This window comes from Lacrimispora sinapis (genome assembly GCF_043633585.1).
Lineage (GTDB): Bacteria > Bacillota > Clostridia > Lachnospirales > Lachnospiraceae > Lacrimispora > Lacrimispora sinapis.
Genome location: NZ_CP141832.1, coordinates 1,938,122 through 1,958,799, shown reverse-complemented (window position 1 = coordinate 1,958,799; position 20,678 = coordinate 1,938,122). Strand labels below are relative to the sequence as shown.

General features: G+C 43.7%; 19 protein-coding genes. 18 read left to right on the top strand and 1 reads right to left on the bottom strand.

The annotated features are described in order from the left end of the window. Positions 1–134: 134 nt before the first annotated feature. The 10 genes from VIG27_RS09070 to VIG27_RS09025 all read left to right on the top strand — a co-directional run bounded on the left by VIG27_RS09070 (position 135) and on the right by VIG27_RS09025 (position 11,962). On the top strand, positions 135–1,502 hold the full coding sequence (locus VIG27_RS09070) for a DUF512 domain-containing protein (RefSeq protein ID WP_394522172.1): 1,368 nt from the start codon (positions 135–137) through the stop codon (positions 1,500–1,502). Beyond that, on the top strand, positions 1,495–2,823 hold the full coding sequence (der, locus tag VIG27_RS09065) for a ribosome biogenesis GTPase Der (protein WP_394522171.1): 1,329 nt from the start codon (positions 1,495–1,497) through the stop codon (positions 2,821–2,823). The genes VIG27_RS09070 and der overlap by 8 nt, the downstream gene beginning before the upstream one ends. A gap of 1 nt (position 2,824) precedes the next feature. After that, entirely contained in the window at positions 2,825–3,466 is a 642-nt protein-coding gene (gene plsY, locus VIG27_RS09060; protein ID WP_394522170.1) for a glycerol-3-phosphate 1-O-acyltransferase PlsY, read from the top strand. 15 nt (positions 3,467–3,481) lie between these two features. Then, on the top strand, positions 3,482–4,492 hold the full coding sequence (locus VIG27_RS09055) for an NAD(P)H-dependent glycerol-3-phosphate dehydrogenase (RefSeq protein ID WP_394522169.1): 1,011 nt from the start codon (positions 3,482–3,484) through the stop codon (positions 4,490–4,492). Positions 4,493–4,624: 132 nt separating this feature from the next. Continuing rightward, positions 4,625–5,815: an ABC transporter substrate-binding protein gene (locus VIG27_RS09050; RefSeq protein WP_394522168.1), complete on the top strand. Its 1,191-nt coding sequence runs from the start codon at positions 4,625–4,627 to the stop codon at positions 5,813–5,815. 99 nt (positions 5,816–5,914) lie between these two features. Continuing rightward, positions 5,915–6,796: a branched-chain amino acid ABC transporter permease gene (locus tag VIG27_RS09045; RefSeq protein WP_394527467.1), complete on the top strand. Its 882-nt coding sequence runs from the start codon at positions 5,915–5,917 to the stop codon at positions 6,794–6,796. A 9-nt stretch (positions 6,797–6,805) separates the two neighbouring features. Then, positions 6,806–7,882 (top strand): branched-chain amino acid ABC transporter permease, encoded by a 1,077-nt coding sequence (locus VIG27_RS09040; RefSeq protein ID WP_394522167.1) that lies wholly within the window; start codon positions 6,806–6,808, stop codon positions 7,880–7,882. Between the two features lie 2 nt (positions 7,883–7,884). Continuing rightward, positions 7,885–8,643, top strand: a complete 759-nt coding sequence (locus VIG27_RS09035) for an ABC transporter ATP-binding protein (protein ID WP_394522166.1) — start codon at positions 7,885–7,887, stop codon at positions 8,641–8,643. A 13-nt stretch (positions 8,644–8,656) separates the two neighbouring features. Then, on the top strand, positions 8,657–9,367 hold the full coding sequence (locus VIG27_RS09030; protein ID WP_394522165.1) for an ABC transporter ATP-binding protein: 711 nt from the start codon (positions 8,657–8,659) through the stop codon (positions 9,365–9,367). 330 nt (positions 9,368–9,697) lie between these two features. Next, positions 9,698–11,962, top strand: a complete 2,265-nt coding sequence (locus VIG27_RS09025; RefSeq protein WP_394522164.1) for a fibronectin type III domain-containing protein — start codon at positions 9,698–9,700, stop codon at positions 11,960–11,962. Between the two features lie 172 nt (positions 11,963–12,134). On the opposite strand, the gene VIG27_RS09020 is transcribed toward VIG27_RS09025, so the two are convergent. Then, positions 12,135–13,877 carry an Rqc2 family fibronectin-binding protein gene (locus VIG27_RS09020; RefSeq protein WP_394522163.1) on the bottom strand — a complete coding sequence of 581 codons (1,743 nt, stop codon included), beginning with the start codon at positions 13,875–13,877 and terminating at the stop codon, positions 12,135–12,137. Between the two features lie 143 nt (positions 13,878–14,020). Here VIG27_RS09020 and VIG27_RS09015 point away from each other — a divergent pair, with 143 nt between their 5' ends. The 8 genes from VIG27_RS09015 to VIG27_RS08980 all read left to right on the top strand — a co-directional run bounded on the left by VIG27_RS09015 (position 14,021) and on the right by VIG27_RS08980 (position 20,670). After that, the gene (locus VIG27_RS09015) at positions 14,021–14,899 is read left to right on the top strand and encodes a YicC/YloC family endoribonuclease (RefSeq protein WP_394522162.1); all 879 of its coding nucleotides are present in this window, start codon (positions 14,021–14,023) and stop codon (positions 14,897–14,899) included. A gap of 16 nt (positions 14,900–14,915) precedes the next feature. Beyond that, the gene (gmk, locus tag VIG27_RS09010) at positions 14,916–15,536 is read left to right on the top strand and encodes a guanylate kinase (protein WP_394522161.1); all 621 of its coding nucleotides are present in this window, start codon (positions 14,916–14,918) and stop codon (positions 15,534–15,536) included. A 24-nt stretch (positions 15,537–15,560) separates the two neighbouring features. Further along, on the top strand, positions 15,561–15,812 hold the full coding sequence (gene rpoZ, locus VIG27_RS09005; RefSeq protein WP_394522160.1) for a DNA-directed RNA polymerase subunit omega: 252 nt from the start codon (positions 15,561–15,563) through the stop codon (positions 15,810–15,812). A gap of 73 nt (positions 15,813–15,885) precedes the next feature. Then, a complete protein-coding gene (gene rimO / locus VIG27_RS09000) occupies positions 15,886–17,226 on the top strand; it encodes a 30S ribosomal protein S12 methylthiotransferase RimO (RefSeq protein WP_394522159.1) in 1,341 nt (446 codons plus the stop codon). Further along, entirely contained in the window at positions 17,210–17,752 is a 543-nt protein-coding gene (gene pgsA, locus VIG27_RS08995) for a CDP-diacylglycerol--glycerol-3-phosphate 3-phosphatidyltransferase (protein ID WP_394522158.1), read from the top strand. Before rimO ends, pgsA begins: the two co-directional genes overlap by 17 nt. 5 nt (positions 17,753–17,757) lie before the next feature. Continuing rightward, positions 17,758–19,005 (top strand): competence/damage-inducible protein A, encoded by a 1,248-nt coding sequence (locus VIG27_RS08990; protein ID WP_394522157.1) that lies wholly within the window; start codon positions 17,758–17,760, stop codon positions 19,003–19,005. A gap of 23 nt (positions 19,006–19,028) precedes the next feature. Further along, complete coding sequence (locus tag VIG27_RS08985) at positions 19,029–20,366, top strand: hypothetical protein (RefSeq protein ID WP_394522156.1); 1,338 nt, start codon at positions 19,029–19,031, stop codon at positions 20,364–20,366. Next, positions 20,344–20,670: a hypothetical protein gene (locus VIG27_RS08980; protein ID WP_394522155.1), complete on the top strand. Its 327-nt coding sequence runs from the start codon at positions 20,344–20,346 to the stop codon at positions 20,668–20,670. The genes VIG27_RS08985 and VIG27_RS08980 overlap by 23 nt, the downstream gene beginning before the upstream one ends. Positions 20,671–20,678: the final 8 nt, after the last annotated feature.

Sequence of the window (20,678 nt, the reverse complement as noted above, 5' to 3'; positions counted from 1 at the left end):
TTTTATACCATTGAATGACAGAATGCGTCAATAGTCTTTGTTATATTTTCGTGAAAAAAACAAAGAACGCTTCCTTTACAAAGAGAAACAATCTTGTTATGATATATTAGATAGTTACAGAAAGGTAAAATAATATGAGCATAAAAGGACATATCATAAAAACGGTCGATCCGGATTCCATTGCAGAACAGCTGGAACTGGAGCCGGGAGATGCCGTTTTATCCATAGACGGCAAGGTACTGGAAGACATTTTTGATTATGAATATTATATAAACAGTGAATCCATATTAATGGTCGTCAGAAAGAAGAACGGCGAAGAATGGGAACTTGAAATAGAGAATGAATACCAGGATCTGGGGATAACCTTTGAAAACGGGCTGATGAGCGATTACCGTTCCTGCCGGAACAACTGCATTTTCTGCTTTATTGACCAGATGCCTTCCGGAATGAGGGAAACCCTCTATTTTAAGGATGATGATTCCCGTCTCTCCTTTTTGCAGGGGAATTATGTGACCCTTACAAATATGAGCGACCACGATATTAAACGAATTATTGAATTTAAGCTGGCTCCCATTAATATTTCCGTGCATACCACCAATCCGGAATTAAGATGCAAGATGCTTCATAACCGTTTTGCCGGAGAAGCGCTTCAAAAGATCCGTCAGCTCTATGAAGCTGAGATACCCATGAACGGCCAGATCGTGCTTTGCAAGGGCGTCAATGACGGGAAGGAGCTGGAACGAACCATAAGAGATTTATCAGAGTATCTTCCATATATGAAAAGTGTTTCCATTGTACCCGTAGGCATTTCAAAGTACCGCAATGGGTTATATCCCCTGGAAGCCTTGAATAAGGAAGATGCCAGAAACGTTTTGGACATTGTAAAACGGTGGCAGAAAAAACTATATAAGACCCATGGCAGTCATTTTATCCATGCAAGTGACGAGTTTTATATACTGGCGGGTTTGCCGCTGCCAGAGGAAGAGGAGTATGACGGTTATATCCAGTTGGAGAACGGAGTTGGGATGATCCGTCTTCTGGAGGAGGAAGTGGTTGCCGCTCTTGCAAAGCTGAAAGGGGACAACCAGTCGGAAGAGATATCCATTGCGACAGGTAAGCTGGCCGCTCCTTATATTGAGGAACATGCAAAGAGGGTTATGAAAAAGTTTCCGGGCAGGACCGTTCATGTTTATACAATCACCAATGAATTTTTTGGAGAGCAGATTACGGTTGCGGGGTTGATCACCGGCCAGGATCTGATTTGCCAGCTGAAAGGGAAGAAGCTGGGCAGCAGACTGCTGCTTCCCGAATGTATGTTCCGCAGCGGGGAAGAGGTTTTTCTTGATGATGTAACAAAAACAGATGTACAAAATGCTTTACAAGTACAGGTAGATATTGTAAAATCAAGCGGTCAGGATTTTGTGCAGGCAATTTTAGGGCCGGTAAAAGAAAATGATGCTTCTTATGATGGATATGAATTAAAGGAGATAATATATGAGTAAACCAATAGTTGCCATCGTAGGCCGTCCGAATGTAGGAAAGTCTACGTTGTTTAATGTGTTAGCCGGCGATACCATTTCGATTGTTAAAGATACGCCTGGGGTTACCAGAGACCGTATTTATGCCGATTGTAACTGGCTTGACCGGAATTTTACCCTGATTGATACGGGCGGTATTGAACCCGACAGCAATGATATCATTTTGTCTCAGATGAGAGAACAGGCAGAAATCGCCATTGCCACCGCAGATGTGATTGTTTTCATTGTGGATGTGCGTCAGGGACTGGTGGATTCTGATTCCAAAGTTGCAGATATGTTAAGAAAGTCCAAGAAACCCGTGGTTCTTGCCGTGAATAAAGTGGACAGCTTCCAAAAGTTCGGCAACGATGTATATGAGTTTTACAATCTGGGAATTGGTGATCCGGTTCCGGTATCCGCTGCTTCCAGACTTGGACTTGGAGAACTGCTGGATGAAGTGATCAAGCATTTTGACGCAGCAGAAGAAAATGAAGAAGAGGACGACCGTCCGAGAATTGCCGTTGTAGGCAAACCAAATGTAGGAAAATCTTCTATTATAAACCAGCTTTTAGGTGAAAACCGGGTCATCGTATCCAATATTGCAGGAACCACCAGGGATGCGGTGGATACGGAGATCATCCATAACGGCACAGAGTATGTATTTATTGATACAGCCGGTTTAAGGCGCAAAAGTAAGATCAAGGAAGAACTGGAGCGTTACAGCATCATCCGAACGGTTACAGCAGTGGAACGTGCCGATGTGGTGATCGTGGTGATTGATGCAGAAGAAGGCGTCACAGAACAGGATGCAAAGATCGCAGGCATTGCCCATGAACGCGGAAAAGGCATTATCGTAGCAGTGAATAAATGGGATGCCATTGAAAAGAATGACAAGACCATTTATGAATATACCAACAAAATCAAGAATACTCTGTCCTTTATGCCATATGCGGAATTTGCATTTATCTCTGCTAAAACCGGACAGAGAATGAATAAGCTGTTTGAACTGATTGATATGGTACGTGAAAACCAGACGCTCAGAGTTGCTACCGGAGTATTAAATGAGATCATGACAGAGGCCGTGGCTCTTCAGCAGCCGCCGTCTGATAAAGGCAAACGTCTGAGACTCTACTATATTACTCAGGTCGCCGTAAAACCCCCGACTTTTGTAATCTTTATCAATGATAAAGAACTGACCCATTTTTCTTATACCAGATATCTTGAAAACAGGATACGAGATGCATTTGGTTTTAAGGGTACTTCCCTGAAATTTATTTATAGAGAAAGAAGCGGAAAGGAACAATAGTATGGAAAGAATTATCTGTCTTTTGGCAGGTTATCTGCTCGGTTTGATACAGTCCGGCTATTTTTACGGAAAAACCCATGAGATTGATATTCGCAATTATGGAAGCGGAAATACCGGCACGACCAATGCCTTACGGGTGATGGGGGCAAAGGCAGGAGCAATTGTCTTTTTTGGAGATTTCTTAAAATCTTTGGTTCCCTGTCTTCTGATCCGTGTCATATTCCAGAACAGACCGGAGCTGGTGTATTTGATGATTTTGTATACAGGCTTAGGGGTTATTTTAGGCCATAATTACCCTTTTTACTTAAACTTCAAAGGTGGCAAGGGAATTGCGGCGACTGCCGGACTGATTGTGGCCTTAGATTTAAGGATGACGCTTTTGTGTATCGTTGCTTTTATACTGATCGTTGCGGTTACCAGATACGTTTCGCTGGGATCTTTGGTGGTTGCAGTCATACTATTTGTCTGGCTGCTCCTTTTTGCTGGAATGGGAGCGTACGGACTGGATAGAAAATTGCTGCCGGAATTTTACATAATGGCGGCGGTCATAAGCGGGTTGGCATTCTGGCGCCATCGTGCCAATATCGGCCGTCTTGTCCGTGGTACAGAGAATAAGATCTCTTTGAACAGTGAAAAAAAATAAAATGAGGTGAAGAAAATGGCAAAAATTGGAGTTATTGGATCAGGGAGTTGGGGTATTGCTTTGGCATCTCTTCTATATAATAATAAGCATGAGGTGACAGTATGGTCGGCACTTCCGGATGAGATCGCCGAGATGAAAACCACCAGAAGGCATCATACGCTTCCGGAACTGGTTCTTCCAGATGACATGATCTTTACAGAAAGTCTTGAGGAAGCTATGACTGGGCGGGATATTCTGGTAACAGCGGTCCCTTCCATTTACGTTCGCTCCACCGCTCAGAAGATGAAACCATTCTGCCGGTATGGGCAGGTGGTGGTCAATGTTGCAAAGGGAATTGAAGAGTCTACGCTTATGACACTTTCTGAGATTTTAGAGGAAGAACTTCCTATGGCAGATGTGGCTGTTTTATCCGGTCCCAGTCATGCGGAAGAGGTGAGCAGAGGTCTGCCTACCACCTGCGTTGCAGGTGCCCGTACCAGAAAGACAGCCGAATATATTCAGGGGTTATTTATGCATGAAGTTTTCCGCGTTTACACAAGCCCGGATATTCAGGGCATAGAAATCGGCGGTTCTCTTAAAAATGTTATTGCGCTTGCAGCCGGAATTGCAGATGGACTGGGTTACGGAGATAACACGAAAGCAGCTTTGATTACAAGAGGAATCACGGAGATATCCAGGCTTGGTACTGCCATGGGCGGGAAGTTCCAGACCTTCTGCGGCCTTTCCGGAATCGGTGATTTGATTGTCACCTGTGCAAGCATGCACAGCAGAAACCGGAGAGCAGGCATTCTCATCGGCCAGGGGAAAACCATGGAAGAGGCCACTGAGGAAGTAAAAATGGTAGTTGAAGGTGTGTATTCTGCAAAAGCAGCACTGGCATTATCAAGAAAATACCAGGTTTCCATGCCGATTGTAGAACAGGTAAATGAAGTTTTGTTCAACGGAAAGCCTGCTTCTGAAGCGGTAAAAGATTTGATGTTACGGGATAAAACAATTGAAAGTTCTGATCTTCCTTGGGATAATTAAAAGAAAACTGAATTTTTTATATTTAAAACAAAAGCAGTTGACATTTTTTTAAAGCCATTCTATTATAAAGACTATGTATATATGGTCAGAGGGACTGTATATATCAAAACATTTCATGAGGAGGAATGGATTATGAAAAAATCTATGAAGAAGTTATTAAGTGTTACCTTGGCGGTTGCTATGGCAGCATCTTTGACTGCTTGCGGTGGAAAAGCTCCAGAGTCATCTTCATCTGCTGCTGCGTCAAACGCAACTGGAGAAGCTGTTTTTAAAATTGGCGGTATCGGCCCGATTACCGGAAGTACAGCAATTTACGGACAGGCAGTAAAGAATGGTGCGGAACTGGCAATCAGCGAAATCAATGAAGGCGGCGGAATTAACGGTGTTAAGATTGAATATGACTTCCAGGATGATGAAGGTGATACAGAAAAGGCGGTCAATGCTTATAATACCTTAAAAGACTGGGGAATGCAGATATTAGTTGGTACGGTTACATCCGCACCATGTATCGCAGTAGGTGCAGAGTCCAACAAAGACAATCTGTTTCAGCTCACTCCCTCCGGTTCCGCTGTAGACTGTACTAAATTTGAAAATCAGTTTCGTGTATGCTTCTCTGATCCCAATCAGGGTGCTGCATCCGCACAGTATATTGGAGAAAATAAACTGGCAACCAAAGTTGCTGTGATTTATGACAGCTCTGATGTTTATTCTACCGGCATCCATGATAAGTTTGTTTCTGAAGCAGAAGGCCAGGGGATTGAAGTGGTAGCGGATGAAGCTTTTACAGCTGATAACAACACCAACTTCTCCGTACAGCTTCAGAAAGCACAGGATTCCGGTGCTGAATTGGTATTTCTCCCGATTTATTATTCACAGGCAGCTCTCATTCTTGCTCAGGCAAAACAAATGGGCTTTGAGACAGAATTCTTTGGCTGCGACGGACTTGACGGACTTTTGAATGTTGAAAATTTTGACACAGCTTTGGCTGAGAACGTGATGCTTCTGACTCCCTTTGCTGCGGATGCAAAAGACGAGCTGACTCAGAAGTTTGTAGCTTCCTACAAAGAAAAATATAAAGAAACACCAAACCAGTTTGCGGCAGATGCTTATGATGCAATCTATGCAATCAAAGCTGCTTCTGAAAAAGCTGCTATAACACCGGATATGGATGCATCTGCAATCTGTGATGCACTGAAAAAATCCATGACAGAAATCACCATCAACGGTTTGACCGGTGAAAATATGACATGGACTGCCGACGGGGAACCGGAGAAGGCTCCAAAAGCAGTTAAGATTGTAAACGGTGTTTATACTGCAATGTAATTACGAAATGAATATCATTTGGTAAATGACCCAATGGAGGGTCGTCCAAGGGACGACTCTCTTTTTTAAAATAAACGACGAATGAGGTGCGTTGGTATGATGAGTTTCATATCCTATTTTATTAATGGTATAAGCCTGGGCAGCGTTTATGCAATCATTGCTTTAGGATATACCATGGTATATGGCATTGCCAAGATGCTGAACTTTGCTCATGGTGATGTAATTATGATTGGAGGATACGTGGTGTTCACAGTCGTCAGCACGATGGGCTTAGGTCCGGTTGCCGGCGGTCTCCTTGCGGTTATTTTATGTACTGTACTGGGCGTGGTCATTGAGGGCGTCGCTTATCGTCCTTTGCGTATGGCAAGTCCTCTTGCAGTTCTGATTACGGCAATCGGTGTGAGCTACTTACTTCAAAACATCGCACTGCTTGTTTTCGGTTCCAATCCCAAGTCCTTTACATCAGTCGTAACAATTCCGGCACTGAAGCTGGCAGAAGGAAAACTGACTATTTCCGGAGAGACAATTGTTACGATCATCAGCTGTGTTGTTATTATGATCGGTTTGACCACATTTATTAAAAAAACAAGAGCCGGACAGGCCATGTTAGCGGTATCAGAAGATAAAGGAGCTGCCCAGTTAATGGGAATCAATGTGGACGGTACCATTGCACTTACGTTTGCAATCGGTTCTGCTCTGGCTGCCGTTGCAGGTGCCCTTTTATGTTCTGCATATCCGACTTTAACCCCCTATACCGGATCCATGCCAGGCATTAAGGCATTCGTAGCCGCTGTATTCGGTGGAATCGGTTCAATACCTGGAGCTTTAATCGGAGGAATTCTGCTGGGGGTTATTGAAAATCTAAGCAAAGCTTATATTTCCTCCCAGTTGTCTGATGCCATCGTATTTGGAGTTCTTATTGTTGTTCTTCTTGTAAAACCGACGGGAATTTTGGGCAAGAAGATTAGCGAGAAAGTATAGGTGGAGCATATGGAAAAGAGTAATAAAGCAAGTTTTCGTCTGAGTAAAACTTTAAAAAGTAATATCATCACTTATGGAATCGTGATCGCAGCGTTCATTCTTGTGCAGATTCTTATCAATGCAGGTCAGGTCAGCAGTCTGATGAAAGGGCTCCTGGTACCGCTCTGTATTTATACCATCATGGCAATTTCATTAAATTTAACCGTAGGAATTCTTGGAGAGCTGAGTCTGGGACATGCCGGCTTTATGTGTGTGGGTGCATTTTCCAGTGCCCTGTTTTCCATCTCCATGCTTGAGACCATACCGAATGACGGCTTTCGTTTTTTCCTTGCGATCCTTATTGGTGCAGCTGCGGCTGCGGCTGCCGGAATTATCGTAGGAATCCCGGTATTAAGGCTGCGTGGCGACTATTTGGCCATCGTTACGCTGGCTTTTGGGGAAATTATTAAAAATGTGGTGAATGTTGTTTATATCGGCAAAGATTCTAGCGGTCTGCATTTTTCCATGAAAAATGCCATGGCACTGAACCTGGATAAGGATGGAATCGTGATTTTAAACGGAGCCCAGGGAATTACCGGAACTCCAAAGAATTCCACCTTCCTGGTGGGGGTGATTCTTATTCTGGTCACTTTATTTATTGTGCTGAACTTGATTCATTCCAGATCCGGACGTGCAATCATGTCCGTTCGCGATAACCGTATTGCGGCAGAGTCCATTGGCATTAACATTACGAAATATAAACTGATGGCATTTACCATATCGGCTTCGCTGGCTGGAGTTGCCGGAGTATTGTATTCCCATAACTTGTCGTCACTTACTGCAACCCAGAAGAACTTTGGGTATAACCAGTCCATTATGATCCTGGTGTTTGTAGTTCTTGGCGGTATCGGTAATATCCGGGGATCTATGATTGCTGCAGTAATTCTGACTCTGCTTCCGGAATTGTTAAGAGGATTAAATACCTACCGAATGCTGATTTACGCCATCGTTCTCATTGTCATGATGATATTTAACTGGAGTCCTAAGCTGATTGACTTCAGAAAACGTTATTTTCATAAGAACAGGACAGAAAGAGAGAGGGTGTAACCATGGCTTTGCTGGAAATTAAAAATCTTGGAATCTCCTTCGGTGGATTGCGTGCCGTAGATAATTTCAGTATTACCATTGAAAAAGGACAGTTATATGGTCTCATTGGTCCCAATGGAGCCGGTAAGACTACCATCTTTAACCTTTTGACCGGAGTATACAAACCCAATGCAGGAACCATTCTGCTTGACGGGGAGAATATAACAGGCAAAAAAACGGTGGATATCAACCGGTCCGGAATTGCCAGAACGTTTCAGAATATCCGGTTGTTTAAGGAATTGACGGTGCTGGATAATGTAAAAACCGGACTTCATAACCAGAATACTTATTCCACAATCGCCGGAATTCTCCGCTTGCCCAAGTATTATAAAGTAGAAAGGGAGATGGACGAAAAAGCCATTGAGCTTCTGAAGGTGTTTGACCTGGATAAGGAAAAGGACATCCTTGCCTCCAATCTTCCTTATGGAAAGCAGAGAAAGCTGGAGATTGCCCGTGCCCTTGCAACCGGTCCCAAGCTTTTGCTTCTTGATGAGCCTGCGGCAGGAATGAATCCCAATGAGACAACAGAGCTTATGGATACCATCCGCTTTGTCCGGGATAATTTCGATATGACTATTTTGCTGATTGAACACGATATGAAACTTGTCTCCGGCATCTGTGAGCGGCTGACTGTTTTGAATTTCGGCCAGGTTCTTATCCAGGGAAAGACGGCAGATGTGTTAAATGACCCGGAAGTCATCAAGGCATATTTGGGAGAATAAGGAGGCTTAAGACATGGCAATACTTGAAGTGAAGAATCTGGAAGTATATTATGGCGTCATTAAGGCGCTTAAAGATATTTCCTTTGAAGTGAACGAAGGGGAGATCGTTGCTTTGATCGGTGCCAACGGTGCAGGAAAGACAACGACTCTTCATACTATAACCGGTCTTTTAAAAGCGGCTTCCGGTACCATTCAGTTTGACGGACACGATATTACGAAGATACGTGGAGATAAAATCGTAGGAATGGGAATGGCCCATGTCCCAGAGGGGCGCCGTGTATTTGCGTCCCTGAGTGTTTATGAGAATCTAAAACTCGGTGCTTATACAAGACGGGATAAAAATGAAATTGAAGAAACGCTGCAGATGATATACAAGCGCTTTCCAAGGCTTCTGGAACGGAAAAACCAGCCGGCAGGAACCTTGAGCGGAGGGGAACAGCAGATGTTAGCCATGGGACGGGCATTGATGAGCCATCCAAAAGTAATCGTACTTGATGAGCCGTCTATGGGGCTTTCTCCGATTTATGTCAGTGAAATTTTTGATATCATTCAGGAAATCAATAAGTCAGGAACCACCGTACTTCTGGTGGAACAGAATGCGAAAAAGGCTTTGTCCATCGCTAACCGTGCCTATGTTCTGGAAACAGGAGAAATCGTATTAAGCGGTGATGCCAAGGAGCTTATGAATAATGACTCTGTAAAGAAGGCTTATTTAAGTGAATAAAAAGTGTTTGGATACGGAATGAAAGAATCAGTTCCCTGCAGCTTGCAAGTTGGTGAAAACCTTACTGCAAGCTACAGGGATTTTTTGTTTCTCCCTCAGAATTCATGAAAATACACAATAAAGGAACATTAACAAATATCATATTTATATAATATTATGATAACAGGCCACTTAAATCCCAGTGATTCAGGCAGGTTTATTATGTTATAAAATGATTGTTTACAACTAATTTGTGCTAATGCTAAAATCTTTATGGGAATTCCCATTTCCCAATAACAGAAAGGAGATACTGGGGAAGGGGTTAAAATAAAAAAATGGAGGGGGAAACACATGTTTCTAAGAACAAAGTTAAAACGGGGGCTGTTTGTATTTGCCAGTGTTTTTCTTATGGCTGGAGTATCATGGGTGCAAACGGCAGAAGCAAAAAGTTCTTTGACTGGACAGAAGTACGAAGGAGTCAATCCTTCAGACCGGGCATTGACCGCTTTGGAAACAGATCAGGGAGTCTTCGTAAGCTGGCGGTTTTACCAGGAAGACGGACCATCAGCATTTTTTATCCTGAAACGGAATGGCCGGGAAATTTACCGGGGAACCAATACTAATTTCTTAGACAAGGACGGAAACGGGGGAGACCGGTATGATGTGGCAGACAACAGGGGCAGCCATAAAATAGGTCAAACGGCACTTGCATGGAATAAAGAGTATTTGGAGGTGAATCTTCAGGCACCGGATAAGCAGGTAATGCCGGATGGTACGGTCACGGATTATACGGCAAATGATATGTCTGTTGGGGATTTGGATGGAGACGGACAGTTGGAATTGGTCGTAAAATGGTATCCCGATAATGCACAGGATAACTCAAAAGACGGTTATACAGGAACGACTATTATCGATGGATATGATCTTGATACAAGCACCGGAGCAGCCAAGCTGCTGTGGAGAATCGATTTAGGGGTCAATATACGTTCCGGTGCCCATTACACCCAGTTCCAGGTTTGGGACTACGATGGGGATGGCTGTGCAGAACTGATCTGCAAAACGGCTGACGGTTCTACGGCTTATCAGAATGTAAATGGTGTTTTAAGGGAAACGGGACATGTTGGAGCGGTGAATGCTGCAGCACTTCCTACCCATAAAATCAGTAAAAAATATGATTTCCGCAGTTCCAAAGGAAGAATCGGACGCATTGTAAACGGGGATGAATATCTGACCGCATTTGATGGAAAAACCGGCAAAATCATAGATACTACTGCCTATGTTCCTTCCCGTGGAATCTATAACGAAAAAACCGGAACCTGGGATACCTCCATGTGGGGACTGGACAGCAAAGGAAACCCGGAGCCTGCGGGTTATGCAAACCGTGCGGACCGTTTTCTTGCTGCAACCGCATATCTTGACGGAACAACGCCAAGCGCTGTATTTTGCCGCGGGTACTACGGACGAACAGCCATTGCCGCCTGGGACTTGAAGCATGGAAAACTGACTCAAAAGTGGGTTTTTGATGTACCGACGGGAGACCGGTTTGCAGGTCAGGGAAACCATAATCTGTCTGTCAACGATGTAGACGGAGATGGGAGGGATGAAATCATTTACGGTTCCCTGACACTGGATGATAACGGTACGCCTAAATATACCACTGGACTGGGGCACGGAGACGCCATGCATGTCAGCGACTGGAATGATGACGGAAAGCTGGAAGTATTTCAGGTGCATGAGGACAAAAAGGCGCAATACCATATAGAACTTCACGATGCGGAAACCGGGCGGATTCTTTGGGGATATAATTACGGAAAGGATACCGGCCGTGGTATCGCCGCGGATATCGACCCAAGATATCCTGGAGCAGAAATGTGGGCAGCCGTAAAGGCAATTACCTACAATGCAAGAGGAGAGCAGATATACAGAGAAGGAGTCAGGCCAAGCCAGAATTTTTCCATCTTCTGGGATGGCGATCTTTTGATGGAACTGTTTGATTCCAATGATTCCTCTCAGTTGGTTCCCCAGGTCCAGAAATGGGATTATGAAAATCAGAAAACAGATATTCTTCTTCAGATGAACGGAACGAAGCTCAACAATGGGTCAAAAGCAAATGCCGGACTGGTGGCTGATTTAATCGGCGACTGGAGGGAAGAGATAATTGTCCGGGATGCCAAAAATAAAAATAAAATAAGAATTTACAGCACACCCATTGAGACCGCTTACCGGATTCCATGTCTTTTGACAGACCGGTCTTATGCGGAAGGCGTGGCATGGCAGAATACCGCTTATAATCAGCCTGCAAATTTGAGCTATTTGTTATCTTCTGGTATAAAAGTACCGGAAATTACGGCCAAAGGTCAAAAAAATCACACCATCCGGCTGAAATGGAGTGCAGCAAGTGACGGTAAGTATGGTCATAAAGTATCCGGCTATGAGATCTACCGGGCAGAATCCGGAAGAGAGTATGAAGCGGTGGCAACCGTAGAGGGAAATGTGCTGACCTATCAGGACAAAGGCTTGAATGCAGATGTGGAATATCAGTATAAGGTGGCTGCGGTTGTAGACGGGCGGCCAACCTATCGGTCATTCCCGGTTACGGCAAGACCACAGTCTTAGAGAAGGCTGATAAAAAATTATATGTTTTCAATCAATACGAATGGTCAAATAATGTACATTATTTGACCATTTCCCCTTTAGCTGTGTTTATTCGATAAAATTATGTTATATTAATCCCTTATTCATGCTTATTTATTTATGGAATAAAGAGTTTATATAGAATAATTTAAATTTACTGACATTCCCTTAACGTTAATTTTGGCTCTGCAACCATGGAATAATTGGTGTGGTAAATGACGAAACCAGGAGCAGCCCCGGTCACTTTTTTTATGTTTTTCTTCTGAATATAATCCACTTCAACCTTATCGCTGTCCCTGCCTTTGGAATAGTATGCGGCCAAAGCCCCGGCTTCTTCAAAGACTCTGTCCGGGAGTTCCTTTCCCTCCGATTTTACAATAACATGGGAACCGGGAATCCCTTTGGCGTGAAACCACCAGTCATTGCCGTTTGCAACTTTAAAGGTCAGTTCTTCGTTTTGGTAATTATTCTTTCCTACATAAATATGAAACCCGTCCGTTGAAATAAAATGGAAAGGCTTGCTTGTGACTTTTGGTTTTTTATCTCCGGTGCGGCGGTGCTTGATGTAACCGTACTCCATCAGTTCTTCCTTGATCTGAACCAGATCTTCTTCTTTTAATGCAATATCCAGGGAGGCACTCACTGATTCCAGATGATCAATCTCCCGTCTGGTTTCATTAAGCTGATTGGTTACGGCTTCAAAGGTACGTTTCAGTTTGTTGTATTTGTCAAAATATTTCTGTGCATTTTCTTTTGCGGATAACTGGTCATCCAAAGGAATCGTGATTTCTTCATTGGTATAGTAATTGAGACAGGTGAGTTTTTTTTCGCCGCCGGTCAATTCGTATCCGTAGGTATTCAGCAGTTCCCCGTAGACCTTAAACTTGTCCCGCTTTTCCGTATCTTTCAGCTGTTTGGACTGCAAATCATATTTTTTATAATTTCGCTCCAAAGCCGTCTGAACGATTTTTCTTAAATCTACAGATTTTTGACGAATCCTTGTAAGAGTGTTCTTGGCAGCGTAGTAGGTTTCCAGAAGAGAACTGATGGATTCAAAACCTACGGCATGATAGCCGTCTCCTTCATAGCAGGTCAGTGGAAGCGCAGAAAACTCCACCGGTTCTTCGTTCCGGTATATGATATTGGGAGTGAAATTGCCCTGTTTTATATCTTCTGTCATCAGGGAAAACATCCGGTATAAATGAATCATCTCCACGTCAGTCAGTTCATTGGCGGAATGATCCCCGTCAATGGATGCAAGATGACAAAGCTCATGTCCCATAACAGGGCTGAAGCCGGTCAGTTTTAAATATAGTGCTTTTTGTATGGGCGCGGCAGTGCTGCCGATCACTTTTGCGAATTCCTCCTGAGAGATGGTCAGGGGATTTTTCTTTTCTGTGGTCTGCGGGATGAAATAGGTTCTTCCCGGTAAAACCTCCCTGACAGAGCTGACCTGAGCGGAAATGTGCTTGATGCTGTCTAAAATAACATCCTCCTCATTGCAGAAAATAATATTGCTGTGTTTTCCCATAATTTCAATGATTAGTTTTTTGGTCCGCTTATCTCCCAGCTCATCCAGGTGCTCGATCTCCATACAAAGTATGCGCTCCAGTCCGGGCTGGCTTATCTTGATAATGCGCCCGTTTCCAATATGCTTTCTCAAAAGCATACAGAAATTAGGGGCGGTTAAGGGACTTTGCTTATTGGATTCCGTAAAATAAACCAGCGGAAGGCTGGCACTGGCGGAGATTAAAAGTCTCCAGGTATTTTTTTGATTTTTAATGGTAAACAGCAGTTCGTCTTTTTCCGGCTGGGCAATTTTAGCGATTTTTCCGCCTTCCAGCCGGTAATTCATTTCTGCTGCGAGATTAGCCATAACAATTCCGTCTAATGCCATCGTCTGATTCCTCCGGTAAATGGTCTATATGATAGAAACAGTATAGCACAAAAACGCTGTTGTGTAAAATTTAAAACCAATTGACTTGTTTTTTAATATGACTTATAATGAATGATATCTATGGCGAAAGAGAGGCATTTGCAATGATTAAGAGCATGACAGGTTTCGGCAGGTACGAAACCGTCACGGATGAATATAAGATTTCCGTCGAGATGAAGGCTGTAAATCACAGATATTTGGATTTAAGCATAAAGATGCCGAAAAAGTTTAATTTCTTTGAAGCAGGGATCAGAAATCTGTTAAAGAATTATATTCAGAGAGGAAAAGTTGATGTTTTCATCAGCTATGAAGATTATACCGAGAATAAATTATGTTTAAAGTATAACAGCGCTCTGGCTGCTGAATATATGGATTATTTCGCAAAGATGGAGGCACAGTTCGGGATAGAGAACGATATCAAAGTATCGTCTTTGGCAAGATTTCCGGAGGTCCTTACAATGGATGAGGTGCCTGAGGACGAAGATCAGATGTGGAAGTTCCTTTCAGAGACGGTGGAAGAAGCTGCAAAGCGGTTTGTGGAAACCAGAATGACCGAAGGGGAGACACTTAAGAACGATCTGATGAAAAAGCTTGGTTATATGACAGAACTTCTGGATTTTATTGAAGAGAGATCTCCGAAGATTCTTCAGGAATACCGTACAAAGCTTGAGGACAAGGTAAAGGAACTGCTGGCAAGCGCCTCCATTGATGAAGGAAGGATTGCTACAGAGGTTACCATATTTGCTGATAAAATATGTGTGGATGAAGAAACGGTACGTTTAAGAAGCCACATTGAAAATACCAAGACAGAGCTGGAGGCTGGCGGAAGTGTGGGAAGGAAACTGGATTTTATCGCTCAGGAGATGAACCGGGAAGCCAATACCATATTATCAAAAGCCAATGACTTGGAGATTTCAGATAAGGCGATCACCTTAAAAACTGAGATAGAAAAGGTCAGGGAACAGATCCAGAATATTGAGTAGGGAGTGTAACAAACCCATGAATGAACAAGGCATTTTGGCAGTTGTATCCGGTTTTTCAGGAGCAGGCAAAGGAACCATTATGAAGGAGCTTCTGAAACGGTATGATAATTATGCGCTGTCCATTTCCGCCACGACCAGATCTCCCAGAGACGGGGAAGTGGATGGGAGAGAGTACTTTTTTGTAACAGATGAATCCTTTCGGGAAATGATCGAGCATGACGCTTTGATTGAATACGCCCAGTATGTAAAACATTTTTACGGAACACCCAAAGAATATGTTTTAAACCAGATGAAAAAAGGCAAGGATGTAATACTGGAAATTGAAATACAGGGAGCGCTGAAAATCAAAGAACGCTTTCCGGAAACCATCTTGATTTTCGTCATGCCTCCCAATGCGGAAGAATTAAAGCGCCGCTTGATTGGACGGGGCACAGAAAGCATGGAAATCATCAATGCCAGGCTGCGCAGGGCTTTGGAAGAAGCCGAGGGCATGGAGTCTTATGATTATATCCTTATCAATGACAAGATTGATACCTGTGTGGAAGACTTACACCGGATGATTCAGGTGCAGCATAACCGTGCTTCCAATAATAAAGCGTTTTTATCCCAGATCCGGGAAGAATTAAAGAATATATAGTCGATTGAGAAAGGGGAATAAAAGATGTTACATCCATCTTATTCAGATTTAATTAATGTAGTAAACAGTGAGGTAGAGCCTGGAGACACTCCGGTTGTCCAGAGCCGTTATTCCATCGTAATCGCTGCTGCTAAAAGAGCAAGACAGATCATTGCAGGCTCAGAACCTGAAGTACCGGGATACGGTAAAAAACCGCTTTCTGTTGCCGTAGAGGAACTGTATGAGGGCCAAGTGAAGATTTTGAGCGAAGCGGACGCAACAGAAGAAGACGATTAATGAAGAAAAAGGCCGTCTCCCTTTGGTAGATGGCTTTTCTCTTATGCGAAATATAAACGACAGGAGTTTTATAATGAAATTATTATGTATTTCACTGGGTTGTGACAAGAATCTTGTTGATACGGAGATGATGTTGGGCCTTCTGAATAAAGACGGATATACCTTTACCGACGATGAATATGAGGCAGACGTGATTGTCATCAATACCTGCTGTTTTATCGGAGATGCAAAAGAAGAAAGCATCAATACCATACTGGATATGGCTCAGAGAAAGATAGACGGCAACTGCAAGGCGCTTATTGTAACGGGCTGTCTTGCCCAGCGGTATAAGCAGGAGATTATTGACGAGATTCCGGAAGTGGATGGGATTCTTGGAACCTCCACCTATGATGAGATCTCCAATGTTCTACAGGAAGCTTTGGGCGGCAAAGAACATGTACAGCGCTTTCATGAACTGGAAGGCATTCCGGAAGTGGAGGCAGGACGTGTACTTACGACCGGAGGCCATTACGCATTCTTAAAGATTGCAGAAGGCTGTGACAAACATTGTACTTACTGTATCATTCCCACACTTCGCGGAAACTACCGCAGCGTTCCCATGGAACGGCTTTTAAAAGAAGCGGAAGACCTGGCACAGAAGGGGGTAAAGGAGCTGATTCTTGTGGCTCAGGAGACCACTCTTTACGGTGTGGACTTATATGGCAAAAAATCCCTTCCTGAATTATTGAAAAAGCTTTGCCGCATTTCGGGCATTCAGTGGATTAGAATCCAGTACTGCTATCCTGAGGAGATTACGGACGAACTGATTCAGACCATAAAGGAAGAAGAAAAGATCTGCCGTTATCTGGATCTGCCGATTCAGCACGCCAGTGACAAGATTTTAAAGCGCATGGGACGCAGGACCACCAAGGACCAGCTTCGCAGCATTGTAGGAAAGCTTCGGAAAGAAATTCCGGATATCGCACTGCGTACCACACTGATTTCCGGTTTCCCAGGGGAAACAGAGGCCGACCATGAGGAACTTATGGAATTTGTGGATGAGATGGAATTTGAACGTCTTGGCGTATTCGCATATTCTGCAGAGGAAGATACTCCCGCCGCTGAGTTCCCGGATCAGGTGTTACAGGAAGTGAAGGAGGAACGCCGGGATGCCATCATGGAACTCCAGCAGGAAATTTCCCTTGAACACTCCAATTCCATGATTGGAAAAACCGTAGAGGTGATGATCGAAGGCAAGGTAGCGGACGAAAATGCGTATGTAGGCCGTACTTATATGGATGGACCGGGTGTGGATGGAATGATATTCGTTCAGACCGGGGAGGAATTGATGTCAGGTGATTTTGCCAGGGTTCGGGTAACCGGAGCTATGGAATATGATTTGATGGGAGAGTTGGAAGATGAATTTACCGAATAAATTGACGATTTTAAGGGTTCTCATGATTCCGTTTTTTGTTTTTTTCCTTCTGCTGGACGGAGGGACCAATGCAACATACCGTTTTATTGCAGCTGCCATATTTATCATTGCAAGCTTTACGGACATGTTAGATGGCATGATTGCCAGAAAATATGGTCTTGTTACTAATTTCGGTAAATTTATGGACCCCCTTGCAGATAAGCTGTTGGTCTGTTCCGGACTCATTTGTTTCACCGCCCTTGGGCAGCTTGCCGCATGGATCGTAATTATCATTATCAGCAGAGAGTTTATCATCAGCGGGTTTCGTCTGGTGGCATCGGATAACGGTGTTGTCATTGCGGCCAGCAAATGGGGGAAATTTAAGACCGTATCCCAGATGGTTATGTCGGTCCTTCTTATATTAAATATTCCGCTGTTATTTCCGGTTACTGTCGTGTTTATCTGGATTGCTGCCATATTGACGGTGGTATCTCTGATTGACTATATTGCGAAAAATTATAAGGTTCTTACAGAAGGGAGTATGTAAACATTATGGTTGTTGAACTGGTTTCCGTCGGAACAGAGCTTTTGCTTGGTAACATTGTGAATACCAATACCCAGTATCTTGCAGAACAATGTGCTCTTTTGGGGTTGTCTATGTATCATCAGGTGACTGTGGGGGATAACAGAGAACGTTTGTCTCAAGTGATTTTAGTTGCCCTGGACCGTTCCGATGTGATTATTTTGACCGGAGGCCTGGGGCCTACGGAAGATGACTTGACAAAGGAAGTTTGTGCAGAAGTCATGGGATTTGAGTTGGTAGAAGATGCCCATACCAAGGAACGGATTACCCAGTATTTTAAGAACAGTATTTATAAAGAAATTCCGGATAACAACTGGAAGCAGGCTCTGGTTCCACAAGGAGCCATTGTTCTTGACAACAACAACGGAACTGCCCCCGGACTGATTATGGAGAAAGACGGAAAAACAGCGATTTTGCTGCCTGGACCTCCGAATGAATTAAAACCTCTTTTTCTTGAAAAAGTATTTCCTTATCTTCAGAAACGTCAGCCGGAGATAATCCGGTCTCAGATGGTAAAGATCTGCGGACAGGGAGAAAGCCAGGTAGAGGACCGTATTCTTGATTTAATCAACGGTCAGTCCAATCCAACAATCGCTACCTATGCAAAAACCGCGGAGGTGCATTTAAGAATTACTGCAAAGGCTTCCAGCGAAGAAGAAGCCAGCGAGCTCTTAAAACCTGTGGTGAAAGAAATCAAAAGCCGTTTTGGCAATGATGTATATACGACAAAAGAAGAAGAAACTCTTGAAATGGCAGTGGTCCGCCTTCTTAAAAAGCACGAATTAACGGTAACTACGGCAGAATCCTGTACCGGAGGACTGATCTCGGGACGTCTGGTCAATGTACCAGGTGCCTCTGAGGTCTTTAGGGAAGGCTTTGTCACCTATTCCAACAAGGCAAAAAGGAAGCTTCTCAATGTAAACAAAAGTACATTGAAAAAATATGGGGCCGTCAGCAAACAGACTGCCAAAGAGATGGCCACCGGCGGAGTTTTTGCCACAGATGCGGATGTGTGTATTGCTGTGACAGGAATTGCCGGACCTGATTCAGAGGGAGAAAAGCCGGTAGGCCTTGTGTATATTGCCTGCTATCTGAAGGATAAGGTAAAAGTAGAGGAATATCACTTTAAAGGGAACCGTGAAAAAATCAGAGAACAGTCTGTGGTAAAAGCGCTGGATCTGCTGAGACGGAGTATCCTTGCCAATTACAATACTTAAGAGGAGCCGAAAGGAGATAGATCGTGGAAACCCGTTTGCTGAAAAAACAGATGACCGCTGCTTACCAGTATTCTTATGTAAGGCTGGCACTTAACTATTATACTTTTTTTGAGACGATTGCAGAGGAAGTACACATTCCGGAACGAATTGTTGATTCTGTCAATCGGTTGAATGAGCTTCTTTCCGGTTATTTTTCCGGACAGGATCCATTGGAGGGACTGTTAAAACTTAGAGAAGACATGACACATGAAGCAGAGGTGATGACTTCCTATGCGGACTGCTTCCAGATATATGAATATGTCTTAAACCGTCTGGAACGGAAATTTAAGACAAAGCCAGATACAGGGACTGAGGATGAGGCATTTGTCAGGCGTCTTTTGGAATTTGTTACAGAAACCAGCGAATCCCTGGTGATGAATGGGAGAATCAAACAGATCATCGGTCAACTTCCCATCCGTTTGACAAAACAGAAGTTTTTCAGCCTTGTGATGGAGGGATTGTCTGTTTATATCGGGTCCTCCCGGGAGAATCTTAGGGATATGCTTTATATCCTACGGACAGAATCCATGACAACACTTCCAAAAAATATGGAAATTGGCCATAAGGAGCTTTATGAACTTCTGGAACAGTTCCGGCATACAGACTATCGGAATATGACTGGGGAAGGCTTTGAGGAAGCAATGGCAAAGCTGATCTCCGCCAGTGAGAGGCTTACCACTGAATCCGGCCTTTATGTTATGATTCAGGAAATTATCAATGATTTCTGCGTTTTGCTGTTTGCAGGAGAGGATGCAGTCATTGATGTAAAGGAGGAAGAACTTTACCGGTCAATCCTTACGGATATTCTGGAAAAGTTCCGCAAGGAAGATTGCTCCTTTGGAGAAGACTTCTTCTTTGAGAAGCTGACTCAGCTGGAAGGACGGCAGGAAACTTATTATGAACGGTATTTAAAGATTGAACTTCCTCAGGAGAGGGAAGAATGGAACAAGGACCCGGACTATGTAAAGGCGTTAAATGTAGACAGACTGTTATCCGGAAGCAGCTTTGCAGAGCTGATCGGCCCTGGTTTTGATTCAGAACAGAAACAGGAAGACGGATCATTGGTAGACCGGGCTTATTTGGAAACAGAGGCGGGTGCTTATTTAAAGGAACTGGAAGACGTTTTTTCCGGTTCGTCAAAGCAGGTGGTACGAGCCATTATGGCCAAGGTTTTATCAGACCTTCCCGTTTATTTTAACTCCATTGATGAAATACAGGCATACATCAGTGGAAGTCTTGAAAGCTGCCTGGATCAAGCGGAAAAGGAAACGTGCAAGGAATTATTGGAAGAGCTGATGGATGATGAGAATAAGCTGGTTTGACCGTCTGTATGTTGGAGAAAAAGCGAAGAAAAAGCGTTACCGGATCATTCAGGGAATTCGGAAATCAATACCAAGGCCGGATATTTATGTGATTATACCCGCTTCAAATGGGAATAATATACTTGATATCTATCCGACTGCGGAAGTGTTTGCCCCTTTTTTCCGAAAAGAGGAGATTCTCATTTTAGGTATTGCAGCCGATTATTGGGAAGCGCTGGAAGTGGCCGGGCGTGTGATTCATGATATGTACCGGATAACAGGAGGCTTTGATTTATCTTCCTTTATGAAGGAAGAGAGCCGGTAAGGTGTGAG